Raw genomic sequence first — 26,128 nt, forward strand, 5'->3', positions numbered from 1 at the left:
CAGAGGATCTTTTCAGGATCTTTTCTAAAAGATGTTGGTTTTAAGAAATTTTGTTCTTTCTCTTCATTGACTGGTTGATTGGAGTGTAAGGTGCGAGACTCCTGCGGGACGAGCGGTCAGGTGAGACCCTTAAGGGCGCAAAGTGGCAAGGGGCTCACCGGTCGCCCCGCGGAAAGCGAAGCATCTGAAACGGAAATCAACTACTTTCAAAAGCAACTTGTTTACGAAAACAGCCTTATTAAAAGAAAGGAAAGAAAACATGAACATTCTACAAGATTTAGAATTTAGAGGTCTGTTAAATCAGATCACAGATCGAGAAGGACTTCAAAAAGAACTTGAAAGCGGGATCGTAAAGCTATACTGCGGTTTTGATCCTACTGCAGACAGTCTTCATATTGGAAACTTATTACCGATTCTTACATTAAGAAGATTTCAGGAAGCTGGCCATCAGCCGTTTGCTCTTGTTGGCGGAGGTACAGGGTTGATTGGTGATCCAAGCGGAAGACAAACAGAACGAACGTTGAACGAAGCTGAGATTGTTGTTCAATGGACAGAGAAAATTAAAAATCAGCTGTCGAGACTTCTTGATTTTGAAAGAGAAGCTAATCCTGCAAAAACAGTAAATAACTATGAGTGGTTAAGCCAGCTTACTATGATTGAATTTTTGCGTGATGTGGGTAAGAACTTTTCAATTAATTACATGCTTGCGAAAGATTCTGTTGACTCTCGTTTAGAAGCGGGGATTTCCTTTACTGAGTTCTCATACATGATTTTACAGTCCTATGATTTTCTTAATCTTTTCCAAAAAGAGAACGTAAAGCTTCAAATTGGTGGAAGTGACCAGTGGGGTAATATTACGGCCGGAATGGAATTGATCAGACGTTCTGGTGAAGAGGAAAAAGCGTTTGGTTTAACGATTCCATTAATCACAAAAGCAGATGGTACAAAGTTTGGGAAAACAGCCTCAGGAACGATTTGGTTAGATGCAGAAAAAACGACTCCATATGAGTTTTACCAGTTCTGGGTAAACGCTGCAGATGCGGATGTAATCAATTGGCTAAAATACTTCACTTTCTTGTCAAAAGAAGAAATTGAAGTACTTGAAAAATCCTAGCGGAAGCACTGGAAAAACGTGAAGCTCAAAAAGCTTTAGGACGGGAAGTAACAACACTTGTTCATGGTGAAGAAGCATACAAGCAAGCAGTAAAGATTACAGAAGCACTCTTTAGCGGGAATCTTTCTGAACTGACTGCTGCTGAAATTGAACAAGGATTTAAGGATGTTCCTTCTTTCACGGTAGAAAACAATGAGGAATTAAACATTGTAGATCTGCTTGTTGATGCGAAAATCTCTCCTTCTAAACGCCAAGCTAGAGAAGATGTAACAAACGGAGCCGTATCTATTAACGGTGAAAAGGTTCAAGATACTGCTTATATGGTTGGAGAGAACGATCGTATTGAGAATAAATTTGTTATTGTACGACGCGGAAAGAAAAAGTACACGCTGATCAGATACTAAATGAAAACTATAGGAACCCTTTCAAAAGTGGGGTTCCTCTCTAATTTTAATAAAGGATGTGTTTGTTTTGAAAAAATTCAATTAGCTGAAGACCTTCAATTCTCACAGATCGTTCACGGACATTGGCGATTAGCAGAATGGAACCTCTCACCTGAAGAGCTTCTTTCTTTAATGGAAAGATGTATTGAAGCAGGTATAACAACGTTTGACCACGCTGATATTTATGGGAACTACATGTGTGAGGAGCTTTTTGGACAAGCATTGGCTCTTAAACCTTCCTTACGTCAAGACATTCAAATCGTGACAAAGTGTGGGATTAAACTAATTTCTGAAAATCGCCCTAACCATACAATTAAATCCTACGATACGAGCAAAGAGCATATAATCGCGTCTGCAGAAAATTCATTGCAAAAAATGAACACGGAATATGTAGATGTGCTATTGATCCACCGTCCTGATCCGTTTATGGACCCAGCTGAAACTGCAGATGCTTTCCATACATTAAGAAAAGAAGGGAAGGTTAGATACTTTGGTGTTTCTAACTTCACTCCTGCACAAATGGAAATGCTGCAGCGTGAATTTGATGGACCTCTTGTGACGAACCAGATCGAGTTGTCCGTTCTCCACGAACAGTCTTTCTTTGACGGTACGATCAATCATCTTCAAAAAGAAAAAGTTAGACCTATGGCCTGGTCTCCACTAGCTGGTGGTAGATTGTTTAAAGGGGAAGATGAAAAAGGTCTGCGAGTGAAAAAGGCTCTTGAAAAAGTTGCGAGTGAAACAGAAGCTTCTTCCATTGATGAAGTAGCATATGCGTGGCTATTAAACCACCCTGCACAAATCATGCCGATTGTTGGAAGCGGAAAAATGGAGCGTATCCAATCCGCAGTAAATGCAGCAAATATTCCTTTAACACGTGAGCAATGGTTCTACATTCTTCAAGAAAGCACAGGTAAAGAAGTAGATTAATTATGAATATATCTTGAAATCACTCACCTGCACAAAAATTAAAATTTGTGCAGGTTTTTTTATTTCCTTATTCAGAACATTAAATTAGTAATTAGTACCTTAGTAGTATAAAATTAGAAAAAACGCATAAGAAATTGGGGCAATTTATATGTCATTAATCATTGAGAAAAGTTCTGCGAAAAGCTCACAAGTTTTAAATGAAAGTGCTGTTCTTGCTGCAATTGATCGTTCTGTAGCCATGATTGAATTTAATCCTCAAGGAAAAGTATTATGGGCAAATGAAAATTTTGCGAAAACAATGGAATATCAAGTGGATGAAATGCCATTGATGCTACATAAACAATTTTGCACAGACGAATTTTTAAGAAGCAGAGAATATGAGCTTTTTTGGAGAAGTCTACGCGAAGGTAAGACGTTTCAGGAAAAAATTCAGCGTGTTACGAAAACAAAACGTTTGATTTGGTTAGAAGCAACTTATACTCCTGTTCGTGATGAAAATAATCAAGTAATAGCAGTAGTTAAAATCGCAACGGACATAACGGAAAGAGAGAACAATACAATTGTGGTAGCTTCCGATCTTCAGCAGATGTCTTCCGTTCTACTTACTCGAGCAGAAGAGGGATTAAAGAAGAGTAATGAAATCTCTTCGTCAACTGAAAAATTAGTTGCAGAATCAAAACAAAATTTAACGATTTTAGAATCTCTAAAAAAACAAGCCTCATCTATAGAGGATATCGTAAAAACAATTCGTGAAATCGCAGCGCAAACAAACTTATTAGCCCTGAACGCAGCAATTGAAGCAGCTCGTGCTGGTGATCATGGAAGAGGATTTAATGTAGTAGCTGTCGAGGTTAGAAAATTGGCTAACCGTGTACAAGACTCCATTCAAGAAGTGAATTCACATATTGCAGGAATAACGGGTGAAATAAACAAGATCAATGATGTGACACACCGCTCTCAAGACGGTATAGCGCATAACCAGCAATTGATCGAACAAGCGATGCAAGAATTTTTGGGTATTGAGACTGCCGCTCGACAACTCGAATCACAAGCAAGCAAGTTTAAGGATCTTTTATAATTCATATATAAAAATAAGAAAAAACCCCTAATTCCTTCAAAAAAGGTGTTAGGGGTTTACTCTTATTAACGAGAGTAGAATTCAACGATAAGTTGTTCTGTGATCTCAGCTGGAAGTTCAGAACGCTCTGGTAAGCGAGTGAAAGTACCTTCCAATTTGTTTTCATCAAACGTTAAGAAGTCAGGTACGAAGTTGTTTACTTCGATTGCTTCTTTAATAGCAGATGAGTTGCGAGACTTTTCACGAACTCCGACTACATCGCCAGCAGATAGACGGTAAGAAGCGATATCAACACGCTTTCCGTTTACTGTGATGTGACCGTGGTTTACTAATTGACGAGCAGCACGACGAGTACGAGCAAGACCAAGACGGTAAACTACGTTGTCTAAACGAGATTCTAAAAGAACCATGAAGTTTTCGCCGTGGATACCAGCCATTTTACCAGCATCATCGAAAATGCGGCGGAATTGACGCTCGTTTACACCGTACATGTAACGAAGCTTTTGCTTCTCTTGTAACTGTAAACCGTATTCAGAGATTTTTTACGTTGAGTAGGACCGTGTTGTCCTGGAGCGTAAGGACGCTTTGATAATTCTTTTCCTGTTCCGCTTAGAGAAATTCCAAGACGACGGGAAACTTTCCATGTTGAACCTGTATATCGAGCCATAATTGACTCCTCCTTCACGTGTTTGTTTTGTGTTAAAACAATAACAGTGACTATGGCCTTTTCATAAGCATATTTTGTATAAAAAACAACTTCACTTCAGCAGCCATGAAGCTACACGATGTTCCCAGATTACAAAAATCAGGGTACAAAATAAAAACAAATGATGGACACAGTGCCGCTTATTTTACACAAAGAACAGTATAAACTTTTTTCTCTAGCTATGTCAACTATATCACAAATACATAGAACATTTTTCGGGACAAATTGTAAATTGTCTTCAAATTATATATGATAGTATTAAGAAAGCGCTTACATTTTAAAACGCCCTAAAAGGAGAAGTAAAAATGGACACAAAACGCTTTGAAACAGAAGTGATTCACAAGGGATACAATGCTGATCAGCATAGCGGAAGCTTGTCACCTCCGATTTTTCAGACATCTACGTTTGTCTTTGATAGTGCTGAAACAGGTGCTGCACGGTTTGCTGGAGAGCAAGAAGGTTATATATATTCTAGACTTAGCAATCCGACAGTCACGATGTTAGAAGAACGGATTGCGGCTATGGAGAATGGAGAAAAAGGACTTGCGTTTGGTTCGGGAATGGCTGCAGTATCTGCCATTTTACTTGGTTTGACCAAAACGGGAGATCATATTCTATGTTCTGAAGGAGTGTATGGATGTACGTTTGGACTTCTTCAGCTTATGGAAGAAAAGTATCACATCACACATAACTTTCATCCGATGAACGATGAGGAGTCTATCCGGTCCGCCATTACAGATCATACAACAGTGATTTATATTGAATCGCCCATTAATCCAACCATGAAGCTTGTTGATTTAAAAATGGTAGCCGATATTGCAAAGGAATATGGAATACCTGTTGTAGTTGATAATACATTTTCATCTCCCTATCTTCAGCGTCCGCTTGAATTAGGATGCGATGTGGTCATACACAGTGCTACTAAATATCTATGTGGCCATGGTGATGTGATAGGGGTCTTGCGGTAGGCAAGAAAGAGTTGATGAGTCATCTCGCTATGACAACACAAAAAGATATTGGTGGTGTCATGTCACCGTTTGATGCATGGCTGCTTCTTCGCGGAATAAAAACACTTCCGGTTCGAATGGACCGTCACTGCGATAATGCAAAAAAACTGGCGAATTTATTAAAAGAACATCATGCGGTTAGCAAAGTATTGTTCCCAGGTGATTCGGATTTCCCGCAATATGAGCTTGCGACCAAGCAGATGTCAAATGCAGGCGGATTGATAAGCTTTGAGGTAAAAGGAGACAAAGCAACGGCTCAAAAGTTTATGAATTCCTTAAAACTAATTAAGATTGCTGTAAGCCTTGGTGACGTTGAGACACTTATTCAGCATCCGGCTACGATGACACATGCTGTTGTGCCTGAGGTAAACAGAGTACAGATGGGGATCAGCGATCAACTGCTGCGCTTGTCTGTAGGTCTTGAAGCATGGGAGGATATTTGGACTGATTTAGAACAGGGATTGAATCAATTGTAATCAAAAAGCACTGTGCTATTGAACTGCACAGTGCTTTTACTATGGCTATAGAATTAAATATACTGAAGTAAAATTCCACAGAATTTCTCTAAGTTTTCACGATCAACTTCATCAAACCGTGCTTTTTCTGGACTGTCTATATCTAGGACCCCTAAAATGTTTCCGTCTTTTACAAGAGGTACAACGATTTCGGATTGAGAAGCAGCATCACATGCAATGTGTCCAGGAATTCGTGAACATCCTTTACAACTAGTGTTTCCTGATTTTGAGCTGACGTTCCGCACACACCTCTGCCAAGAGGAATTCTTACACATGCAGGCAGTCCTTGGAACGGGCCTAATACTAATTGATTAGTTTTTTCTTCAAAGGTATAAAATCCTACCCAGTTTACTCTGTCTAGAAATTGGTTTAATAGTGCTGAAGCATTCGCAAGATTTGCAGTTGCATTTGTTTCACCTTCTAACAATGCAGATAGCTGTTTAAATAAGAGAGAGTAAGCTTCATTTCTGTTTGTACTATATTGTTGAACGGAAAACATCAAGATTCCTCCAAACCTGATAAATTGTTTATTCTATCCTATCAAATAATGTTGAACTATACACCCAAAAGCCCTTATTTGTCGAGCGATTAATAAAGGTTTATGTCTTCCGCCCAAGAATTTTATACATGAGAGGGAAGGACGGTGAAAGAAAATGAAGGCAGATCCAATGGAAACGAAACTGAAAATAGCGGAAGCAGCGATTGCTCTTTTACAAGCCAAGGTTTCAAGGGAACGACCGTTAGGCAAATAGCGAAAAAAGCGGGAGTAAACCTTGCATTGATTTCGTACCATTTTGGAGGAAAAAAGGGCTTCTAGAAGAATTGATCACTTCATTTTTTGAGGGCTATATTAGAAGAATTGAAATCATTTATCATACTTCGAGCTCTCCAACGGTTAAAGGAAGTTTTATCGAAGTGGTAGAAGCTTTGTTGATCTATCAACAAAGAAACCTTCCTCTAGCGCGATTTGTCTATCGTGAAATGACACTTGATTCCACTTTAGTTCGTGAACTCATGTCTACGTATTTAGTAAAGGAAAAATACTTTCTGCAAACGTTGTTTGAGAAAGGCATGAAGAAAAAGGAATTCAGAAGACAGCCTGTGGACTTTTTAACCATTCAGTTTAAAGATATGATGATGCTTCCTTTTCTACATCCTCTATATTTAGCAGAAGTGTATCAGATAAGTGCTGAAACAGAAACGTTCATCCAACCATACAAAAAATGGATGGTGAACTGGTTTGATAAGTGTGTTTGCCAGCCTGAAAGAAAAAATCCCTGCTATCTGCTGTACAGAAGCCTTTATTCGGTTCTATTCAGGAGAAGTGGGGAAGTTAATGTTGCAGATGGAACTAGCTGATCAAATCCTTGACCGAGTCCCTTAGCGCTATGGGCATCTGACCCATAAACGAGAGGGATTTTTCTTTTTTGTGCTTCCTTTACGATCCAGTCGGATGGATAGGGTTCTAGGCAGTATGGTTTAACAGCACCTGCACCGTTATAATCAAGAGACAAGTTGCGTTCAGACACGGCCGTTAAGATCTCATCTATATCCTTTTCATTGCTGAATTTAGCTGGAAAGAGTGTTTGGAATTTCTTTGCAAGTGTTATATGTCCGATTCGAGTAGGCTGAAACTTTTCAAATGAATGATGGATGGATTTTTTACTGTCTCAAAATATAAGGAATAGACACTTGATAGGGAACCCGTTTTATCAATCATTTCTTTAAAGACATTCTCGTCGTAATCCATGCAATAGTAGTTTTCTTCTATCTGCAAAAAATGAACGGAAAGAATAGCATCGTCAAGCTCAGGCCAAACTTCTTTAAGCAACTGGCCGATCTCCTCTTCATACCCATCTATAAAATCCACTTCTAACCCTGTATATATTTCAATTTCTTGTTCATAGTACTTTTTAATTCTTTGATCTGATCAAAGTAATTCCCTAATTGATTGTAAAGCATGGCACTGTCTTTAGTTGGAGCAGGATCTGTAAAAGCTTTGGGTAATGGGGCATGTTCTGTAAACGTAATGCCTTTTAAGCCAAGAGATATAGCTCTTTCGATATACAATTCTAGTGTGTCTTTTGATCCGTGTGGACAAAAGGGGTATGAACATGACCATCATAATACATCCTTTTTACTCCTCCTTTCGACAATATCTTCATTAATTTGGAAAAAAATTATCATATTATGCAATTTTTTTGCGTCAAATGTTTGTTTACATGTTATCATAAAAGCATTAAACTGCAATTTTATAGAAGTATAACCTACATGCGGTTGTTAAAAAGAAATTACATACTTATACATAATACAAGTGATGGAGAAATTTGAACAGATAGAAAGGGTGCCTCTGATGATATACATAGTCATTGCCATAGTTACATTCCTAGCATTGATCCTTTACGGTACCATGTCACGCCGGAGAATTTATAAAGAAATTGACCGACTAGAAGCATGGAAGATGCAAATTATGAATCGCCCATTAACAGAAGAGATATCAAAAGTTAAGGGTATGGCGATGATTGGTGAAACGGAAGAAAAATTCGAAATGTGGCGTCAAGAATGGGACGAGATGGTAACGACACATCTTCCGAATTTAGAAGAAGATTTATTTGATGCCGAAGAGTATACAGATAAATACCGTTTTAAAAAAGCGCGTACTATTCTATTGGGCGTTAATCAATCATTAGAAAAAATGGATACGAGAATTAAAGCCATTACTTCTGAAATTAATGAATTAGTGACGAGTGAAGAATTAAATCGAGAAGAAATTGTTGAAGCGAAAGAAAAACTTCAGGAAACGAAAAAGTATTACTTAACTCACATCCGTGCACTTGGCCAGACGGCACCTATATTTGATAAGGAACTTGATGAAATCAAATCTTTGTTTGAAACATTTGAATCTCTTACAATACAGGGGAGCCACCTTGAAGCTAGACAAAGACTCGTAGAAAGCTTAAACAGAATTTCTGTATGTAAAACAAAGATGCAAGGAGTACCAGAGCTGCTTGTAATCTTGCAATCAGATATCCCGAATTCGCTGAAAGAGCTAAGTGCTGGTTTTACTGAAATGGAGCAGCAAGGCTATGTTCTTCATCATATCGGAATTGAGAAAGAAATCGGTTCGCTAAAAGAACTAAACGAACAAGCACTAATCAAAGTGTATGAGCTTGAATTAGATTCTGCACAGAAAGACTTGGACGAAACCGTACAAAAGATGGATCAATTATATGAAATGCTCGAGAATGAAGTTCATTCTAAACAATATGTTTTGAAAGAAAGAGAAGTCTTTTTCTCCAATATAGAAGACCTTCAAGAGCGGATTGAAAATCTTAAGCATGAAACTCAAATCGTTTCTTCAACCTACTTAATCGAACAAAATGAAGCGGATATGCAAAAGAAAATAGAAAAACTTTTCCATAAGCTGCAAAGCCGATTCATGATCATTCAAGAGTCGATTGATGAAAAAAGAGAATCCTTTTCAGTCATTCGTGAGATGATGGAAGAGATGCAGAAACAGATGGAAGAGCTTCAACGTTCTCAAAAAGTTTATGAAGAGATGCTTCATAATCTTAGAAAAGACGAGTTAGATACGAAACAAAGCTTGAAAGAATTAAGGAAAAAACTTTTAGAAGCAAGAAGAATGGTACAAAAAAGCAACTTGCCTGGTTTGCCGGAACATTATTTGATTACGATTGGAAAAGCGGAAGAGTATATTATCGAGGTTTCGAAAAAACTTGATGAAAAGCCCCTGGAAATGTCTGATGTTTCCTACGTACTAAATAAAGCACATGATGCGGTAAACGAAGGTTATGAAGAAACGTCTCAGATGATTGAAAACGCATTTTTAGCGGAGAAGCTGATTCAATATGGAAACAGGTTCAGAAGCTCTTACCAATCCGTCTCGATTCGATTGATTGAAGCAGAGATTGCTTTCCGAAACTATCAATATGAAGATGCCCTTCAAATCGCGGCATCCGCAATAGAAAGTGTACAGCCGGGAATTTTGAAAGAGATGGAAATCAAATTAAAGTCACACGTATAAAAACTGTCAGGTCCTATACCTGCAGTTTTTTTGCTGTTCAAAAAGATTGAATTGTAAAGGGTTAACAAAAACTATACAAAAAGTGTAGATGCGCACCATATCTAAATTATGGTATGATAATGAAATGTGTGTTTAGAAACGGTATGGAATGGATAAATGGAGGATTCAAAAATGATTTATTTGGATAACAGTGCAACAACAAAGCCATATAAGGAAGTTCTTGATACTTTTGTCACGGTGTCTGAAAAATATTTTGCTAATCCATCTTCTCTGCATTCTAAAGGAGGAGAAGCTGATAAATTGCTTGGACAGGCAAGAAAGTCAATTGCTCAGTTACTGGAAGTCGCTCCATCAGAAGTTATTTTTACTTCTGGAGGAACAGAAGGCAACAATATCGCAATCAAAGGGATTGCTTTTCAACATCAAAATCGAGGTAAACACCTTATTACAACTTCTGTTGAGCATGCATCTTCATATGAGTCCTTTCAATATCTAGAATCAAAGGGTTTTGAAGTAACTTATCTGCCCGTCAATCATGAGGGCTTGCTATCTATAGAAGATCTAGAACGTGCGATACGACCTGATACGATACTTGTATCCGTTATTCATGTTAATAATGAAACAGGAACGATACAACCTATACAAGAGATAGGTAAGATGTTGAAACAACATCGAAAGATCTTTTTTCATGTGGACAATGTACAGGGAGTTGGTAAGGTTGACCTTCCACTAAAAGAGTGTGAAATAGACTTATGCACATTATCTGCACATAAAATTCACGGTCTAAAAGGGAATGGCGTGCTTTTTGTTAAAAATGGCGTATCTCTTTCTTCGTTATTCACAGGCGGGGAACAAGAATTAAAGAAGAGAGCAGGTACTGAAAACGTTGCTGGGATTGTTGCCATGGCTAAAGCACTGAGACTAATCTTACAAGAGATGAAGGAAAAAAAGAGGACTTACTCTCTATAAAGCAATTTATGTTTGAAGAATTAAAGAATATTGAAGGAATTGAAATAAATACTCCAGAGAAACACTCTGCTCCTCATATTATTAATTTTTCAGTAAAAGGCATTAAACCAGAAGTTCTTATTCATTCTCTGGATAAACGAGACGTTTATGTATCAACCCGTTCCGCATGTTCATCCAAACAAGGCGGAGCTAGCCGTATCCTCATAGAGATGGGATTGGGTGAACAACGGGCATCAACTGCTATTCGAATGAGTACTTCATATGAAAACACAATGGCAGAAGCAACACGTGCGCTAGAGATTTTGAAAGAAGAAATATTAAATTTTAAAAAGGTAATGAGGTAATGAAGATGATTTATGATCATTTAGTAGTGCGTTATGGAGAATTATCACTAAAAGGGAAAAACAGAAGACATTTTGAATCACAGCTTTTTGAGACAGTTAAAAGAAAGATGCGTCCATATGGCGATTTGAAAATGGCGAAACTGTTTGATCGTATTGTGATTGAATTAAATGGGCATCCATATGAACCTATTGTAAAATCACTACAGGATATCTTTGGAATCCATTCGATTAGTTTAGCTGTTAGAGCTGAAAACGATATAGAAGAAATACAAAAAGCTGCATTAGTGGCCCTTAATGAAGCAATTGAAGGTAAAAAACGTTTAAAGTAACAGGTAAACGATCTTTAAAGTCGTTTCCTGTAAACTCGATGCAACTTAATCAAGAGGTCGGAGGATATCTTTTAAGAAACACGGAAGGTCTAACTGTTGATGTTCATAATCCGGACGTAAATGTAAAAGTCGAAGTGAAAGATACTGGAACTTACATCAGCTCTAAATCGTTTGAAGGAGCTGGAGGTCTGCCAATCGGTGTTGGCGGTAAAGCGATGCTGATGCTTTCTGGCGGTATTGATAGTCCTGTGGCTGGATATTTAACGATGAAACGCGGTGTACGTATTGAAGGGGTGCATTTCCACAGCCCTCCTTTTACTAGCGAGCGTGCAAAGCAAAAGGTAGTTGATCTAACACAAGAACTTACCCGCTATAGCGGAGGTAAGATCAAGCTTCATGTTGTTCCTTTTACTAAAATTCAACAAACGATCAAAGATAAGATTCCTTCTAGCTACAGCATGACGATCATGCGACGTGTCATGCTTAGAATTACGGAGAGATTAGCAGAAAATAACCATGCGATGGCAATTGCAAACGGTGAGAACCTTGGTCAGGTTGCGAGTCAGACGATGCACAGCATGTATGCGATTAATGAAGTAACAAACTTGCCTATTTTGCGTCCGGTTATAACGATGGATAAGCTTGAGATCATGAATATCTCCCACAAGATCGGAACGTATGAGATCTCTATCCGTCCTTATGAGGATTGCTGTACGATTTTCTTGCCATCAGCTCCAAAAACAAAACCAAAGCGAGAAAAAGCTATTCAATTCGAGAAAAATATTGAAAACCTTGAAGAATTGATAGAGGAAGCAGTTAATGAAGTTGAGACGCTGATTCTTGAAGAAGGAAAATCAACTGACGAAACTTTTGATGATTTGCTTTAGAGGCTTCTTTTTTCTCTTGCCTAACTGTGAGCCCTTGGGAGCTGTTGATTTCCGTTACAGATGCTCGCTTTCCGCGGGGCAGGGCGGTGAGCCACATTTGTACGTTTCACTCTTAAGTGTCTCACCTGCCCGCCTGTCCCGCAGGAGTCTCGCATCTTCCACTGCAATCAACTTGTCAATGAAGAGAAGAAACAAAATGAATCAAAAGCAACAAATCGTTTAGATAATAGGATTTCAAAATTAGGGTTGTTACTGGTCTTCTGAAAGCAAGTCTTGATGAGAAGTTTGGGTTAAAAGCATTAAAATACAGCTATAAGGAAAAAGTCTGCACAATTGTGCAGGCTTTTTTCTTTTTGAGCTATAAACAATCAAAATGGCAATGCACACAACAATTTCCAAGAATTGAATCGGCCATTTAGACACACATTATTAGTACAAAGGAGGTGAAACAACATGGCAAACCAAAACCAATTAGTAGTACCAGGTGCACAACAAGCTGTAGACCAAATGAAGTATGAAATCGCTTCTGAATTCGGTGTAAACCTTGGACCAGACAGCACTTCTCGTGCTAACGGATCTGTAGGTGGAGAAATCACTAAGCGTCTAGTAGCTCAAGCTCTAGGTGGATACTCAAAATAAATAGTAAATGGCTAACGGAGCGGGTTGTCCCCGCTCCTTTTTATTTGCGCAAAAATGACTTAATTTTAAAAATTTTCAAAAATATATTATAATGGGAGTGATCAACACGAATATAACGAAAGAGTGAATGAGATATGAATTTGATTGCTCCAAGTGTTTATAACCTAACAGAAGAAATGGAAAAATACGCTTTAAACCCTGAAAAAAAGCTTTAATCTGGATGGATGAAGAAAATGTAACCGAGGAGATCACGTATAAAAAGCTTTTGGATCGAGCTAATCAAATTGCAAATTCATTAGAAGAGTTAGGGCTCACAAAAGGTGACCGTGTACTTATCATCATGCCTCGATTAATTGAAACGTATGCTGTTTATATTGGTTGTTTAAAAGCAGGAATTTCTGTTATACCCTGTTCTGAAATGTTAAGAGCAAAAGATTTAAGTTATCGCGTTCAGCATAGTGAAGCGAAAGCAATTATTGCAGATTATCGTTTTACAGAGCAGGTTAATGAGATCAAAGATGATCTGCCAACACTTACATATAAAATTAGCGCTAACGGAGAAACGGATAACTGGCTAAGCCTTCAAGCCATAACGAATAATGTAAGCGTTTCCTACAAGGCGCCTGAAACATCCAAAGATGATATGGCTTTCTTATCTTACACGTCAGGTACTACAGGACAGCCAAAAGGTGTCGTACATACACATGGGTGGGCTTATGCTCATATCCGTACAGCAGCTAAAAGCTGGCTAAACGCTTCAGAGAATGACAAAGTTTGGGCAACTGCGGGACCTGGCTGGCAAAAATGGATTTGGAGTCCTTTCTTATCTACGTTAGGTACTGGATCAATAGGGTTTGTATACCAAGGAAAGTTTGATCCGCAAAAATATTTAACGCTTTTGCAAGAGCAGCAAATATCTGTTTTATGCTGTACGCCTACAGAATATCGTTTGATGGCTAAAGTGGATAACTTAGATCAATATCGTCTGCCACATTTGAAAAGTGCAGTTTCTGCAGGTGAACCACTTAATAGAGAAGTGATCGATACATTCGAAAAGTATTTCCATATTAAAGTACGTGATGGATATGGACAAACTGAAAATACATTGTTAGTCGGGACAATGGAAGGCATGGAGATTAAGTCTGGATCTATGGGCAGACCAACACCAGGGAACGATGTAGAAATCATTGATGAGAATGGAAATCCTGTAGGTGCAGGAGAGGTTGGAGATATCGCTGTTCATAAAGACTGTCCTGCTCTTTTTAAAGAGTATTACAAAGATCAGGATCGCACAATGATGGCTTTTCGAGGAGACTATTATGTAACGGGAGATAAAGCGAAAAAAGATGCTGACGGCTATTTTTGGTTTGAAGGCAGAGGTGATGATATCATCATTTCATCTGGATATACAATTGGACCTTTTGAAGTAGAGGATGCCCTTGTAAAGCATCCAGCTGTGAAAGAGTGTGCTGTTGTGGCAAGTCCTGATGAAATACGAGGTCATATTGTAAAGGCATTTGTCGTACTTCGGGATAGTTCAGATAATCATGACGTTTTAACAAAAGAACTGCAAGAACATGTTAAACAACTTACAGCGCCATATAAATATCCAAGGTCCATTGAGTATGTAAGCGATCTTCCAAAAACAACGTCTGGAAAGATCCGACGTATTGAACTTCGACAGTTAGAAGCATCTAAAACAAGTTGATGTTTTATGATTGTCTATTTTATAAAGGCTAATTCTAGGGGGATTTTGCTCACTTCTCTTCTTTGACAAGTTGGTTGAAGTGGAAGATCCGAGACTCCTGCGGGACAGGCGGGCAGGTGAGACACTTAAAAGTGAAACGTACCGAATGTGGCTCACCGCCTGACCCGCGGAAAGCGAGCATCTGGAACGGAAATCAACAACTTTCAAGAACTACAAAGCTTAAAAAAGCAGATCTCCATCTGCTTTTTTGTATGGATTAAAGTTATACTTATTTTAGAAAAAGTGATTAGTAAAAGGTGGTCAAAAAACGTGGGGACTTTGTTTCATAATGGGAAGATTTGCACGATGGTAAGTGAAGGTGATTTCTGTGAAGCTGTTTATGTGGAGAACGGCTTGATCATTAAAACGGGTACAGAAAAAGAATTATCTGAAATGTATGCTGAACGCATCATCAGAAAGGTTGATTTAAAAGAGAGTGTCATGTATCCCGGCTTTGTAGATAGTCATTTGCACTTGATTGGTCATGGTGAGAAATTGATCAGATTAGATCTTTCTGAATTGAATTCTTCTGAAGAGATGGAAAGCGCACTTCGAGAGAAAGCAAACACACTTGATTCAGATGAGTGGCTGATCGGTGAAGGCTGGAATGAGAATAATTTTATCGACCGTAAAATTTTTCACAAAAAAGAGCTAGATGCGATATCAGGAGGTCGCCCAGTTTTATTATCAAGAGTTTGCCGTCATGCTTTTTAGCCAATTCTAAAGCACTTGAATTAGCAGGAATTACGAAAGATACACCTGATCCTGCTGGTGGAATTATCGTAAGAGATAGCAATGGAGAACCAACAGCTTTATTGCATGATGGTGCCGCAGAACTTGTTAAGAAAGTGGTTCCAGAAGTATCACAAGAGTATTTAAATCGTGCCCTGAAAACTTCTATTCAACATTTGCATTCTTTAGGCATCACTGGGGGCATTCGGAAGACTTAAGTTATTATGGTTATGTTGAGCGGCCATTGAGTGCCTACAAGTCTTCAATAGAAGAAGAGGGTTTAAAGTTTCGGGCACATCTTCTCGTCCATCATGAAGCGCTCAACGATTTTAAAGAAATTGAACAAGATTACCAAATTCCTTTTGTGGAATATGGAGCATTAAAAATCTTTGCAGATGGTGCTTTTGGTGGCCGTACAGCCTGGTTGTCACAGCCATACAATGATGCCCCTGAGACATCAGGAGTATCCATACATGAAGACGAGGATTTATTACAACTTGTTCAAATTGCTCGAGAAAACAACATGAATATTGCCGTACATACCATTGGGGATATGGCACTAGTACAAACGATTGATGCGATAAAAAAATGTCCACCCAAAATGGGAAGAGATCGTCTGATACATGTTGGACTCGTAAATGAGAATTTAATTGAAGAGATGAAACAACTATCTGTTATCTTAGATATACAGCCTGGTTTTGTGGCTTCTGATTTTCCATGGCTGATCGAAAGGCTTGGAACAGATCGAATTTCAAATGCTTTCCCGTTTAGAACATTGGTAGATGAAGGTTTAATTTGTGCAGGTGGTTCAGATGCTCCGATTGAACCCGTAAATCCCCTTCTTGGAATCTTTGCTGCTGTAGCACGAAGGAAACCAGGAGAGAATCACGAAGGATACGTACCTGAGCAAAAATTAACAATGTATGAAGCAATAGGTATATACACATCCGGAAGTGCAGCCGCAATCATGCAAGAGCATAACAGGGGTTTGATTAAAGAAGGATACATCGCTGATTTTACCGTTTTAGATCGAGATTTATTTCAAGTGCCAGTCGACGAAGTTTTGGATGTTAACGTTGTATATACGATAGTAGACGGTGACATTGTTTACGAGAAAACAACTTAAATGTAGGCTGTTTTTAAAAGGATTGTTGCTTTTTAATGTAATAATGCAAAAAAGCATGCGGTAAATCTGCATGCTTTTTGGCTTGTTGTTATTAGAGAAAGCTTCTTCTCACCTTATGCCAAAACGAATTATCTTTTAATTTTACCGTCTTAATTCGCTTATCTGTTAGTTCGAAACTTAATTTTTCACAGTGTTTAATACTCATCGCCTCATTATCCATTCCAATGATCGGATAATGGCTATTATCATGTTTAATCATAAGGGTCATTTTGCGGTTATCACTTAACAAGAATGAGGATCCGAGGGTTCGGTAGTGATTATTATTTAAGGAAGCGAGTTCACTGATTTGATAACAAGCGAGCATAGGGTCCACTACCGCACCGTTTACAGATTTATTGTATGCTGTACTGCCTGTTGGCGTTGAAATAATCATTCCATCACCACGGAACGTTTCAAAATACAATTCATCAATATACACGTCAATTTCAAGAGTTCGAATAATAGAAGAACGAAGAGAACATTCATTTAAGCAATAGAATGATCCTTGTCCATCAATGTTTACCGATAAAGCGGGATACTTCCGGACTTCAATCTGCTCATTTTTCATCGCTTCAATCATACCTGTTTGATCGTCAATGTGAAAGTCGCAATAGAACTCTGACTCTAATGTACTGACTCCTACGTATAGACAATCATCTCTGAACCCCGTTTTGCGGACAGCTTGTAAGAAGGAGCCATCGCCTCCGATGCTTGCAATAATATTCGCTTCTTTTTCATTTTCAACAACTTCAAATCCTTCAGATCGTGCCAGTGATTTTAAACTCTCAGTTTTTTTCAGGATCGAATCTTCCTTTTTGTAAAAAAAGAAAATCTTATTGCGAACAGTCATATCGTATTCCTCCCTTAGATCCTTCAGCTTCATTATTGTGTTCTGAGTATTACAATAGAATTCCTGTTTCTATTGTAACAGACAACAAACATAGACATGGTTTAGATTGAATAACCAGTGCCCATAATGAAGGAATAGAAGGGAAGAGCTCGTATGAACTGGATTTTGATTGTGACCGGTATTTTGCTGTTTTTATTTATCATATTTTGTGTCTCAACGATTCATATTTCTGTGTATTTTGTTCATCGAAATGACAATAGCGATATTTTAATAACATTGAGAATGTATCGTATTATCAAATACAAACTGAATGTGCCTCTCATCCACGTAGATGCACAGGATCATTCGATTAAAATTAGAGAAGAAAAACAGGCGACGATGGGACAAAAAAAGAAAAGAAGAAAAGAGTGTCTTTTCAGCAGTTAACAAATCAATATCAAACCTTTAGAAAAATGCTAAGCCATATTCATCATTTTTATAAGATTCTAGCTGCTTTCTTAAAAAAATAAAAGTGGAAAAGATAGAATGGCATAGTGCGATTGGGCTTGGAGAAGCTTCATCTTCTGCCATCGCTGCAGGTACAGTATGGGGATTTAAAGGAATTGCTCTTCAGGTACTGCATACTTTTTTTAAGCTAACAGGAAATCCGAACATATCTGTCGTTCCGGTTTTTCAAGGAATGCATAGTGAAACGCGGTTCTCTTGTATGTTTTCATTTAAAATCGGGCATGCTATTGTCGTTATGTTAAAAATCTTAAAGTCCTGGCGAATGTCAAGTCGTTCAGCTAAGGTGAATTCTGAATATATGACTGGAGGCATGTAAAAATGAGTGAACATCCAATCCAGGGTTTAATGAAAACCGCGATGGAAAATTTAAAAGAAATGATCGATGTAAATACGATTATCGGTGATCCCGTGGAGACTCCTGACGGCAGTGTAATTCTTACTGTTTCAAAGGTAGGATTTGGATTTGCTGCAGGCGGAAGTGAGTTTGGGAATCAAGAAGAATCATCTCGTGCATCATCTCAGCAAGGTACGTCAAGTCAATCGAAAGAGATGCCGTTTGGCGGAGGAAGTGGAGGAGGAGTTTCAATCACCCCAATCGCATTCCTTGTAGTCAGCAACACAGGGATTAAGACCATCCACTTAGATAATAGTACACATTTATATGAGAGAATCTTAGATCTAGCTCCGGGTGTCATTGATAAGCTGCAGCATCTTATGAATAAAAACAAAAACAATCAAGGGCCATCAAGTACACAAAATCATGAGTTTTAAAAAAGCTAACATCTCGTTAGCTTTTTCTTCTGCATTGCTTTAAGATGAAAGGGAAAGTACATATTTTATTTCTTTGAGGAGGAGTATGGATCATGAGCGTAACATTTAAAGAAAAACCAGTTACATTACTAGGAAACGAAGTAAAAGTAGGGGACCAAGCTCCCGATTTTAAAGTGTTGGCAAACGATATGTCAGAAGTTACTCTAGCTGATTCAAAAGGAAGCGTACGTTTAATTGCTGCTGTACCTTCTGTTGATACAGGTGTTTGTGATGCTGAAGTTCGTCGTTTCAATGAAGAGGCTTCTAAGCTCGATAACGTGAAAGTGTTAACCATTTCAGTGGACTTGCCTTTCGCACAAAAAAGATGGTGTGCTGCAGCTGGCATCGAAAATGTTCAAACTCTTTCCGATCACCGTGATCTTTCATTCGGTAAGGCATATGGAGTTGCGATCGAAGAACTTCGCCTTTTAGCGCGTTCTGTTTTTGTTATCGATAGCTCAGACAAGATTACTTATGTTGAATATGTGAATGAAGTAACGAGCCACCCTAACTACGAAGCAGCAATTGAAGCAGCTAAAGCTGCAAAGTAAGCAATCAGTCATCTCCGGTAGAGCTAATGCATACCGGAGATTTTTTATTTGTCCCTATTAATAATTCAGTTGTTACATGAAATTAGTCACTTGATTGCGGCAAAAGTATACGGAAATAGCCTGAAAAAGACGTTTATCATTGTATTTGTTGTGCTTGATTTGCTAAAATGTTTCCTGTGTAAACTTAGGAGGAAGCGGATATGAGTTCTTTTAAAGATGTAGAAAAGCTGTTTGTCACGATGGATAATACAGCTATGGCAATTAAGGATAAACTTGATCTGCCTTATTTAGATGCACTTGTCGAAACGGGAGAGAACCTGTTTTTTCAAGAGATACCAAAAGAATACCCAAAAGAATTAACCACGGTACTAACGGATGAATATAAAAAGATTAACTTAACTGAATTCGGCAAAGAAGAAACACGTAAAGCGTTTCAGCTAGCTGTACTAAAAGGGATGAAAGAAGCTGTTCAGCCTCATCATGCTATGACGCCAGATGCTGTTGCTTTATTTGCAGGATATCTAGTTCAAAAGTTTACGAAGAAGTCCGAAAACCTAACTCTTTTAGATCCTGTCGTAGGCTCGGGAAATTTAATAACAGCTGTCATGAATCAGCTTAAAGATAAAGAAACGGTTGCTTTTGGAGTAGAAGTGGATGAAACACTTTTACGGTTAGCGTGGGTAAATGCTAATATTCAAAAACACAAAGTAGAGCTTTTTCATCAAGACGTGATCAAGCCGCTTTATGCTGATCCGGTTGATATAGTAATTGCGGATCTGCCTGTTGGCTATTATCCGGACGATGAGGGTGCCAAAGTATTTAAGGTTCATGAAAAAGAAGGCCATACATTCGCGCACCACCTAATCATTGAGCAGGCCGTTCATCACTTGAAAGATGCCGGTATTGGAATATTTATTGTACCGAACAACATCTTTGAAAGTGATCAAGCTGAACTGCTTAAAGGGTGGATGAAAGAAACAGTAACGATATTAGGGCTTTTACAGCTTCCTGAATCATTATTTAAATCTGCTGTTCACGCGAAAAGCATCCTGATTTTGCAGAAGAATGGAGAGGGAGCGATCAAACCTAAACAAGCGATGCTTGCTCAGCTGCCGTCCTTCTCGAACAAAAATGGATTAGAAAATGTAATGGAACAGATGAATGATTGGTTTAAAACAGAATGGGAACGTGAAAAATAACAGCGTGGGTTAAATCCTATGCTGTTTTTTTATGGATTTGCAAACGGATTCAAGTCTGAATTGCATGAATATAAGGTGTAAGCGTTTTACAACCTTGATATTAACAATGGGCAGTGTTTAAATAAGGAAGGATTATAGTATCAAGTGAGACAGAAGTATGCTGACTGCATCCTTCTTACTCATTGAATATGAAGGAGATGGCTATTTTGGCTAAAATTATTGCAATTAATGCCGGAAGCTCGTCCTTAAAATTTCAGTTACTTCAAATGCCTGAAGAAGAAGTACTGACAAAAGGACTTGTAGAACGAATCGGATTAAACGACTCAGTATTTACGATCGAGGTAGATGGTGAAAAAGTAAAAGAAATTAAAGATATCCAAGATCATTCAGAAGCAGTTTCTATGCTTTTAGATAAATTAGTAAAACATAACATTATTTCTTCTCTAGATGAAATTGAAGGAATCGGACATCGTGTTGTACACGGTGGAGAAAAGTTTAATGATTCCGTTCTGATTACCGATGAAATCTTAAAAGAAATTGAAGATATTTCTTATCTTGCACCGTTGCATAACCCTGCTAACGTAGTAGGAATTAAAGCATTCAAAAATGTGCTTCCGAACGTACCTGCAGTTGCCGTTTTTGATACAGCTTTCCATCAATCAATGCCTGAAAAATCATTTTTATACAGCTTGCCATACGAGTATTATGAAGAGTATGGTATCCGTAAATATGGTTTCCACGGAACGAGCCATAAATATGTTTCTGAAAGAGCAGCTGAGCTTCTTGGTCGCCCGGTTGAACAGCTTCGTCTTCTTTCTTGTCACCTTGGAAACGGTGCAAGTATTGCAGCGATCGAAGGTGGGAAATCGATTGATACGTCAATGGGATTCACACCTTTAGCGGGTGTTACAATGGGAACGCGTTCTGGTAACATTGACCCGTCATTAATTCCTTATATCATGCAAAAGACAGGTCAAAGTGCTGAAGAAGTAATTAATGTATTGAACAATAAGAGTGGAATGCTTGGTGTATCTGGTTTCTCATCTGACCTTCGTGATATCGAAAGTGAAGCTGAGAAAGGAAATGAACGTGCTGAGCTTGCTTTAGAAGTATTTGCTAGCCGTATACACAAATATATCGGTTCTTATGCAGCGAGAATGGCTGGAATTGATGCGATCATCTTTACAGCTGGTATCGGTGAAAACAGTACTGCTGTCCGTGAGCGTGTACTTCGTGGATTAGAATTCATGGGTGTGTATTGGGACCCTGCTCTAAACCAAGTTCGCGGTAAGGAAGCATTTATCAGCTATCCTCACTCTCCAGTAAAAGTAATAGTAATTCCTACAAACGAAGAAGTTATGATTGCTCGAGATACTATGCGTATTGCGATGTAGTCTTTAAAAACAGCCTTTTCATGCTCATGCATGTCAAAAGGCTGTTTTTTTGTCTGAAAATGTTGAGTAAAGAAGGAAAACGGATTGAAATAGCGTAAACCCTTTTATGTACTTAAAATCGTCTGGACCTAATTTGAGGGAGACTTGTCTAATGTACAAAAAGGAACAATTTCTATACGCTAAAGATAAAAACGTAAAAGCAATCGTGCGTAATTATGAAAAAGAGGATTTTAATGAGCTTATCCAAATCCAGCGGGAAAGCTTTCCGCCTCCTTTTCCTTCTGAACTTTTGTGGAATGAGAAGCAGCTGCAAAATCACATCACACTTTTTCAGGATGGGGCATTATGTGTGGAGATTGATGGAGTACTGGCAGGTTCAATAACAGGACTATTAGTGAATTTTGATCCGAAACATCCCAAACATACTTGGGAAGAGAAAACAGATAGCGGTTATATCTCCAATCATAACAACAGTGGCAATACGCTTTATGTTGTTGATATATGTGTCCGCCCTGCATACAGAAAACTGAACCTTGGCAAACTCCTGATGCAGTCACTGTATGAAACCGTTGTTCATCTAAAATTAGAGCGTTTGTTAGGCGGAGGCAGAATGCCCGGGTATCGAGAGCATTCGCACAATCTGTCGCCACAAGAATACGTGGAGAGAGTAGTAGATGGAAACATGTATGATCCAGTCATTTCGTTCTTGTTGAGAAGTGGCAGAACGCCGTTAGGTTTGGTTCCTGATTATCTGGAGGATGAAGAGTCATGCAATTATGCTCTTCTTATGGAATGGAGAAATCCTTTTTATTGATGGCTCTTTTCTAAAGGATTGTTGCTTTGGAAGCATTTTGTTCAATTCTCTTCTATGATAAGTTGGTTGGAGTGGGTGGTGGGAGGCTCCTGCCCCGCGGAGAGCGAGCACCTGGAACGGAAATCAACCACTTTCAAGAGCAACAAAGTTTTGCGAAAAAAGCCTTATTAAAATAATAAGATGACCCGTTGTTTTTTTACTTCATGAAGAGATTATAATACACTATATAAAAGGTTTTAAAGGAGGAGAAGTATGCCGTTAACAGACCGTGAAGAACAAATTTGGCAGGAAATCAAAGCCTGGGAAGAAGATTTTTTTACATATGAACCAACAGATTTTGGCCGTACTTATGAAAAATGGGCAACGCGACAAATGGATCTTCTATCTGATGAGATGCAGGAGACGATCGGCGAATATGTGGATTCTGCATTGTTCCATATTCATGCTCTTATACAAAACTCTCAATTTCAGCTTGATACAAAACAAAGAATCCTTTCTGAAGCAAGAGTATTTAGAGATGATATTTTTGAGATTGAAGATTTAAAGAAGTGCTCGATCGACCAGCTTTTCTTTATGGCAGATCAACAGATCGCGCGTAACCGTCTTTTATCTTTGTCTCAAGGTGGTCTTGCTGGAACAGGTGGCCTTCTCTTTTAGGAACAGATTTTCCAGCAATGGTTGCATTAGGAATTCGTTCAGTCCAATCAATTGCCATGCATTATGGATATGACATCCAAAGACCTGCTGAAATGATGAGATCGCTAAAAGTCTACCATGCAGCTACGATGCCAAAAAGATTTCAGCAAGAGAAATGGGACGAGCTAATGGCAGAAATCAGAGAAGAAGAAGATCCCATTTTTTATGCCGGGAAAGATGTTATTGCAGATATATCATGGATGTCTCACCCTATTCAGCAAGTTGTTAAGATGATGGCCATTCTGCTCCTTAGAAAAAAGCTGACACAAGGATTGCCGATTTTCGGTATGGCTTTGGGTGCTGTCATGAACTATCAGCAATCTAGAAAAATCACGGAAATCGCACACAAGTTTTATCAAAAGAGATATCTTTTTGAAAAATATTGAGAAACAGGTGTTGTTAAAATGAGTGTCCAAGAACATAAAGCACTAGCACCGAAAGTAGTGAAGTGCATGATTGTAACGGTAAGTGATACACGAGATGAAGAGACGGATAAAAGCGGAAAGTTGATCCGGACATATTTAAAAACCAAAAATCATGTGATCACAGAATATAGAATTGTTAGCGATGTTAAAGAATGGATTCAGGATGCAGCGGAGTTTGGAATTCAAAATGAAGAGATTGATGTTGTTCTATTTAACGGTGGAACTGGAATTGCTTCTAGAGATGTAACCATTGAATCTCTCACCCCCTTATTTGATAAAGAAATCACCGGTTTCGGAGAACTGTTTCGTATGCTAAGCTACACTGAGGATATTGGATCAGGTGCCATGTTAAGCAGGGCGGTTGCTGGTGTTAAAGGTAGAACGGCCATATTTGCTCTGCCAGGTTCGTCAGGTGCTGTGAAACTTGGAATGGAAAAATTAATAATGCCAGAGCTGAATCATGTTGTTCAACAGCTTCAAAAATAAAGAGGGTGCGTATGCATCCTCTTTTTTTACCCGTGTATTTTTGATGTTATGTTTTGATTTAATCTATACCATAACCATAGATCATTGATGACGGATGCTAAACTTGCAATTTTGTAGTTCAGCTCACATGATATTTCAAAGCTTTCTTCAATGGATAACTGATCTTGAAGCTCGTTAATGTTTCTTTCAATCTGCCCGATTCGGTCTGGAATCGACCCTCTTATTTTTTCCCAATGCAACAGAATGGTTGCTTGTAAAGCTTTGTCATACGTATCCCAAGGCTTATTTAAATGCGGCACAGATATCCCGAGCCTGTCATCCCAAATAAAGTAATTTTGCATATGAAATCACCTCTAACCCTATTGTACAAAAGGGGGCAAGTTGATGCGAGATAAATGTTACATGTTATTTTTATTCATTTTTAAGAATAACCTTGCAATTTTCATTGGAAATTTGTTATAGTATGAACTATCTTAAATGGTATTTTTATAAACAATAATGTATAAAAATAAACAACTATTCATTTTAGGAATCACAGGAGGAGAGATTTCATATGGGGAAAAAGTAGTTTTAGCTTATTCTGGGGATTAGATACATCGGTTGCTATACCATGGTTGGCGGATAAAGGATACGAAGTAATTGCATTATGTTTGGATGTAGGTGAAGGGAAGGACCTGCCTTTTATACAATCCAAAGCACTCTCTATCGGAGCGTCGGAATCCATCGTATTGGATGTTCAAAAAGAATACGCTGAAGAATATGCATTAGTCGCACTTCAGTCACATGCACTATACGAAGGGAAGTATCCATTGATCTCTGCTCTAAGCCGCCCGCTAATCGCTAAAAAGTTAGTTGAAACAGCTAAAAAATATGGTGCGACAGCTGTTGCTCACGGCTGTACAGGAAAAGGGAACGACCAAGTACGTTTTGAAGTTTCTGTTGCAGCACTAGCACCAGAACTTGAAGTGCTGGCACCAGTTCGTGAATGGAGCTGGTCGCGTGAAGAGGAAATTCAATATGCAAAAGAGCATGATATTCCGGTACCTATCAAAAAAGAAAATCCGTTTTCTATTGATCAAAATCTATGGGGAAGAAGCAATGAATGCGGCATCTTAGAAGATCCTTGGGCTGCACCGCCAGAAGAAGCATACGAAATGACAGTTTCTCTTGAGAATACGCCAGATCAGCCACAAATCGTTGAGATCGGATTTGAACATGGTGTTCCTGTATCACTTAATGGTGAAAGTGTACCGCTCGATCATCTCATTCACCAGCTCAATGAATGGGGAGGCGCTCACGGAGTTGGACGAATTGATCACGTTGAGAACAGACTCGTTGGGATTAAATCACGAGAAGTTTATGAGTGTCCTGCCGCTACAACACTCATTAAGGCACATAAAGAACTAGAAGACTTAACGTTAGTTAAAGAAGTCGCTCATTTTAAGCCGATCATCGAAAAGAAGATGACAGAGTTAATCTATGAAGGTCTTTGGTTCTCACCACTTAACGCATCGTTAAAAGCCTTTTTGGATGAAACACAAAAACATGTAACCGGTACTGTGCGTGTCAAATTCTTTAAGGGTCATGCAATTGTAGAAGGAAGAAAATCACCATACTCGTTATACGATGAAAAATTAGCGACTTATACATCAGACGACGCCTTTGATCACACAGCTGCAAAAGGATTTATATCATTATGGGGGTTACCTACAAAAGTAAGCAGCATGGTTCAAAAAATGAGGTGAA

At 38.5% G+C, this 26,128-nt stretch carries 23 protein-coding genes and 9 pseudogenes; 26 read left to right on the top strand and 6 right to left on the bottom strand.

Annotated features, from left to right (window positions below; genetic code table 11):
* Window positions 1-90: 90 nt before the first annotated feature.
* The 4 genes and pseudogenes from ACEWFH_RS07465 to ACEWFH_RS07480 all read left to right on the top strand — a co-directional run bounded on the left by ACEWFH_RS07465 (window position 91) and on the right by ACEWFH_RS07480 (window position 3,565).
* A complete protein-coding gene (locus ACEWFH_RS07465) occupies window positions 91-288 on the top strand; it encodes a hypothetical protein (RefSeq protein ID WP_473726729.1) in 198 nt (65 codons plus the stop codon).
* Window positions 260-1,518 (top strand): annotated as a pseudogene (gene tyrS, locus ACEWFH_RS07470) (tyrosine--tRNA ligase). The gene ACEWFH_RS07465 and the pseudogene tyrS overlap by 29 nt, the downstream one beginning before the upstream one ends.
* Window positions 1,519-2,487: an aldo/keto reductase gene (locus ACEWFH_RS07475; protein ID WP_473726730.1), complete on the top strand. Its 969-nt coding sequence runs from the start codon at window positions 1,519-1,521 to the stop codon at window positions 2,485-2,487.
* Between the two features lie 148 nt (window positions 2,488-2,635).
* Window positions 2,636-3,565, top strand: a complete 930-nt coding sequence (locus ACEWFH_RS07480) for a methyl-accepting chemotaxis protein (RefSeq protein ID WP_473726731.1) — start codon at window positions 2,636-2,638, stop codon at window positions 3,563-3,565.
* Window positions 3,566-3,630: 65 nt separating this feature from the next.
* Here the strand turns inward: ACEWFH_RS07480 and rpsD are convergent.
* A pseudogene (rpsD, locus tag ACEWFH_RS07485) lies at window positions 3,631-4,232 on the bottom strand (30S ribosomal protein S4).
* Window positions 4,233-4,576: 344 nt separating this feature from the next.
* Here rpsD and megL point away from each other — a divergent pair.
* Window positions 4,577-5,754, top strand: a pseudogene (megL, locus tag ACEWFH_RS07490) (methionine gamma-lyase).
* 53 nt (window positions 5,755-5,807) lie between these two features.
* On the opposite strand, the gene ACEWFH_RS07495 reads toward megL, so the two are convergent.
* The gene (locus ACEWFH_RS07495) at window positions 5,808-6,068 is read right to left on the bottom strand and encodes a GAF domain-containing protein (RefSeq protein ID WP_473726732.1); all 261 of its coding nucleotides are present in this window, start codon (window positions 6,066-6,068) and stop codon (window positions 5,808-5,810) included.
* 473 nt (window positions 6,069-6,541) lie between these two features.
* On the opposite strand from ACEWFH_RS07495, the gene ACEWFH_RS07500 reads away from it, so the two are divergent.
* Both ACEWFH_RS07500 and ACEWFH_RS07505 read left to right on the top strand, forming a co-directional pair.
* Window positions 6,542-6,610 carry a hypothetical protein gene (locus tag ACEWFH_RS07500; RefSeq protein WP_473727235.1) on the top strand — a complete coding sequence of 23 codons (69 nt, stop codon included), beginning with the start codon at window positions 6,542-6,544 and terminating at the stop codon, window positions 6,608-6,610.
* Window positions 6,611-6,615: 5 nt separating this feature from the next.
* Window positions 6,616-7,152 carry a TetR family transcriptional regulator gene (locus tag ACEWFH_RS07505; protein WP_473726733.1) on the top strand — a complete coding sequence of 179 codons (537 nt, stop codon included), beginning with the start codon at window positions 6,616-6,618 and terminating at the stop codon, window positions 7,150-7,152.
* On the opposite strand, the pseudogene hisJ reads toward ACEWFH_RS07505, so the two are convergent.
* A pseudogene (gene hisJ, locus ACEWFH_RS07510) lies at window positions 7,095-7,925 on the bottom strand (histidinol-phosphatase HisJ). The gene ACEWFH_RS07505 and the pseudogene hisJ overlap by 58 nt on opposite strands.
* 221 nt (window positions 7,926-8,146) lie before the next feature.
* On the opposite strand from hisJ, the gene ezrA reads away from it, so the two are divergent.
* The 3 genes and pseudogenes from ezrA to thiI all read left to right on the top strand — a co-directional run bounded on the left by ezrA (window position 8,147) and on the right by thiI (window position 12,367).
* Window positions 8,147-9,838 (top strand): septation ring formation regulator EzrA, encoded by a 1,692-nt coding sequence (gene ezrA, locus ACEWFH_RS07515; RefSeq protein WP_473726734.1) that lies wholly within the window; start codon window positions 8,147-8,149, stop codon window positions 9,836-9,838.
* Window positions 9,839-10,009: 171 nt separating this feature from the next.
* A pseudogene (locus tag ACEWFH_RS07520) lies at window positions 10,010-11,151 on the top strand (cysteine desulfurase family protein).
* Window positions 11,152-11,156: 5 nt separating this feature from the next.
* Window positions 11,157-12,367: pseudogene (thiI, locus tag ACEWFH_RS07525) on the top strand (tRNA uracil 4-sulfurtransferase ThiI).
* 20 nt (window positions 12,368-12,387) lie between these two features.
* Here the strand turns inward: thiI and ACEWFH_RS07530 are convergent.
* Complete coding sequence (locus ACEWFH_RS07530) at window positions 12,388-12,522, bottom strand: hypothetical protein (RefSeq protein WP_473726735.1); 135 nt, start codon at window positions 12,520-12,522, stop codon at window positions 12,388-12,390.
* Window positions 12,523-12,820: 298 nt separating this feature from the next.
* Here ACEWFH_RS07530 and ACEWFH_RS07535 point away from each other — a divergent pair, with 298 nt between their 5' ends.
* From ACEWFH_RS07535 to ACEWFH_RS07555, 5 genes and pseudogenes are all read left to right on the top strand, one after another.
* The gene (locus ACEWFH_RS07535) at window positions 12,821-13,006 is read left to right on the top strand and encodes an alpha/beta-type small acid-soluble spore protein (protein WP_066243771.1); all 186 of its coding nucleotides are present in this window, start codon (window positions 12,821-12,823) and stop codon (window positions 13,004-13,006) included.
* A gap of 220 nt (window positions 13,007-13,226) precedes the next feature.
* Window positions 13,227-14,714 carry an acyl-CoA synthetase MbcS gene (gene mbcS, locus ACEWFH_RS07540; protein WP_473726736.1) on the top strand — a complete coding sequence of 496 codons (1,488 nt, stop codon included), beginning with the start codon at window positions 13,227-13,229 and terminating at the stop codon, window positions 14,712-14,714.
* Window positions 14,715-14,788: 74 nt separating this feature from the next.
* On the top strand, window positions 14,789-14,974 hold the full coding sequence (locus ACEWFH_RS07545; RefSeq protein WP_473726737.1) for a hypothetical protein: 186 nt from the start codon (window positions 14,789-14,791) through the stop codon (window positions 14,972-14,974).
* A 220-nt stretch (window positions 14,975-15,194) separates the two neighbouring features.
* Window positions 15,195-15,703, top strand: a pseudogene (locus tag ACEWFH_RS07550) (amidohydrolase family protein).
* Window positions 15,704-15,729: 26 nt separating this feature from the next.
* The gene (locus ACEWFH_RS07555; RefSeq protein ID WP_473726738.1) at window positions 15,730-16,611 is read left to right on the top strand and encodes an amidohydrolase; all 882 of its coding nucleotides are present in this window, start codon (window positions 15,730-15,732) and stop codon (window positions 16,609-16,611) included.
* 91 nt (window positions 16,612-16,702) lie between these two features.
* Here ACEWFH_RS07555 and ACEWFH_RS07560 read toward each other — a convergent pair whose 3' ends face one another.
* Window positions 16,703-17,500 carry an NAD kinase gene (locus ACEWFH_RS07560; RefSeq protein ID WP_473726739.1) on the bottom strand — a complete coding sequence of 266 codons (798 nt, stop codon included), beginning with the start codon at window positions 17,498-17,500 and terminating at the stop codon, window positions 16,703-16,705.
* Window positions 17,501-17,653: 153 nt separating this feature from the next.
* On the opposite strand from ACEWFH_RS07560, the gene ACEWFH_RS07565 reads away from it, so the two are divergent.
* The 10 genes and pseudogenes from ACEWFH_RS07565 (at window position 17,654) to ACEWFH_RS07610 (ending at window position 24,382) form a co-directional block, all read left to right on the top strand.
* On the top strand, window positions 17,654-17,926 hold the full coding sequence (locus tag ACEWFH_RS07565) for a hypothetical protein (RefSeq protein ID WP_473726740.1): 273 nt from the start codon (window positions 17,654-17,656) through the stop codon (window positions 17,924-17,926).
* 85 nt (window positions 17,927-18,011) lie between these two features.
* On the top strand, window positions 18,012-18,323 hold the full coding sequence (locus ACEWFH_RS07570; RefSeq protein ID WP_473726741.1) for a DUF2953 domain-containing protein: 312 nt from the start codon (window positions 18,012-18,014) through the stop codon (window positions 18,321-18,323).
* Between the two features lie 2 nt (window positions 18,324-18,325).
* Window positions 18,326-18,778, top strand: a complete 453-nt coding sequence (gene ytfJ, locus ACEWFH_RS07575) for a GerW family sporulation protein (RefSeq protein ID WP_473726742.1) — start codon at window positions 18,326-18,328, stop codon at window positions 18,776-18,778.
* Window positions 18,779-18,867: 89 nt separating this feature from the next.
* The gene (gene tpx, locus ACEWFH_RS07580) at window positions 18,868-19,368 is read left to right on the top strand and encodes a thiol peroxidase (RefSeq protein ID WP_473727236.1); all 501 of its coding nucleotides are present in this window, start codon (window positions 18,868-18,870) and stop codon (window positions 19,366-19,368) included.
* Between the two features lie 200 nt (window positions 19,369-19,568).
* A complete protein-coding gene (locus tag ACEWFH_RS07585) occupies window positions 19,569-20,567 on the top strand; it encodes a class I SAM-dependent methyltransferase (RefSeq protein WP_473726743.1) in 999 nt (332 codons plus the stop codon).
* Window positions 20,568-20,773: 206 nt separating this feature from the next.
* Window positions 20,774-21,961 (top strand): acetate kinase, encoded by a 1,188-nt coding sequence (locus ACEWFH_RS07590; RefSeq protein ID WP_473726744.1) that lies wholly within the window; start codon window positions 20,774-20,776, stop codon window positions 21,959-21,961.
* A 151-nt stretch (window positions 21,962-22,112) separates the two neighbouring features.
* The gene (locus tag ACEWFH_RS07595) at window positions 22,113-22,775 is read left to right on the top strand and encodes a GNAT family N-acetyltransferase (protein ID WP_473726745.1); all 663 of its coding nucleotides are present in this window, start codon (window positions 22,113-22,115) and stop codon (window positions 22,773-22,775) included.
* Window positions 22,776-22,801: 26 nt separating this feature from the next.
* Window positions 22,802-22,951: a hypothetical protein gene (locus ACEWFH_RS07600; protein ID WP_473726746.1), complete on the top strand. Its 150-nt coding sequence runs from the start codon at window positions 22,802-22,804 to the stop codon at window positions 22,949-22,951.
* Between the two features lie 76 nt (window positions 22,952-23,027).
* Window positions 23,028-23,857: pseudogene (locus ACEWFH_RS07605) on the top strand (EcsC family protein).
* Window positions 23,858-23,875: 18 nt separating this feature from the next.
* The gene (locus ACEWFH_RS07610; protein ID WP_473726747.1) at window positions 23,876-24,382 is read left to right on the top strand and encodes a MogA/MoaB family molybdenum cofactor biosynthesis protein; all 507 of its coding nucleotides are present in this window, start codon (window positions 23,876-23,878) and stop codon (window positions 24,380-24,382) included.
* Window positions 24,383-24,408: 26 nt separating this feature from the next.
* Here the strand turns inward: ACEWFH_RS07610 and ACEWFH_RS07615 are convergent, their stop codons facing one another.
* A complete protein-coding gene (locus ACEWFH_RS07615; protein ID WP_473726748.1) occupies window positions 24,409-24,723 on the bottom strand; it encodes a hypothetical protein in 315 nt (104 codons plus the stop codon).
* Window positions 24,724-24,880: 157 nt separating this feature from the next.
* On the opposite strand from ACEWFH_RS07615, the pseudogene ACEWFH_RS07620 reads away from it, so the two are divergent.
* A pseudogene (locus ACEWFH_RS07620) lies at window positions 24,881-26,127 on the top strand (argininosuccinate synthase).
* Window position 26,128: the final 1 nt, after the last annotated feature.

Source organism: Fictibacillus sp. EA-CB0309 (genome assembly GCF_055814265.1).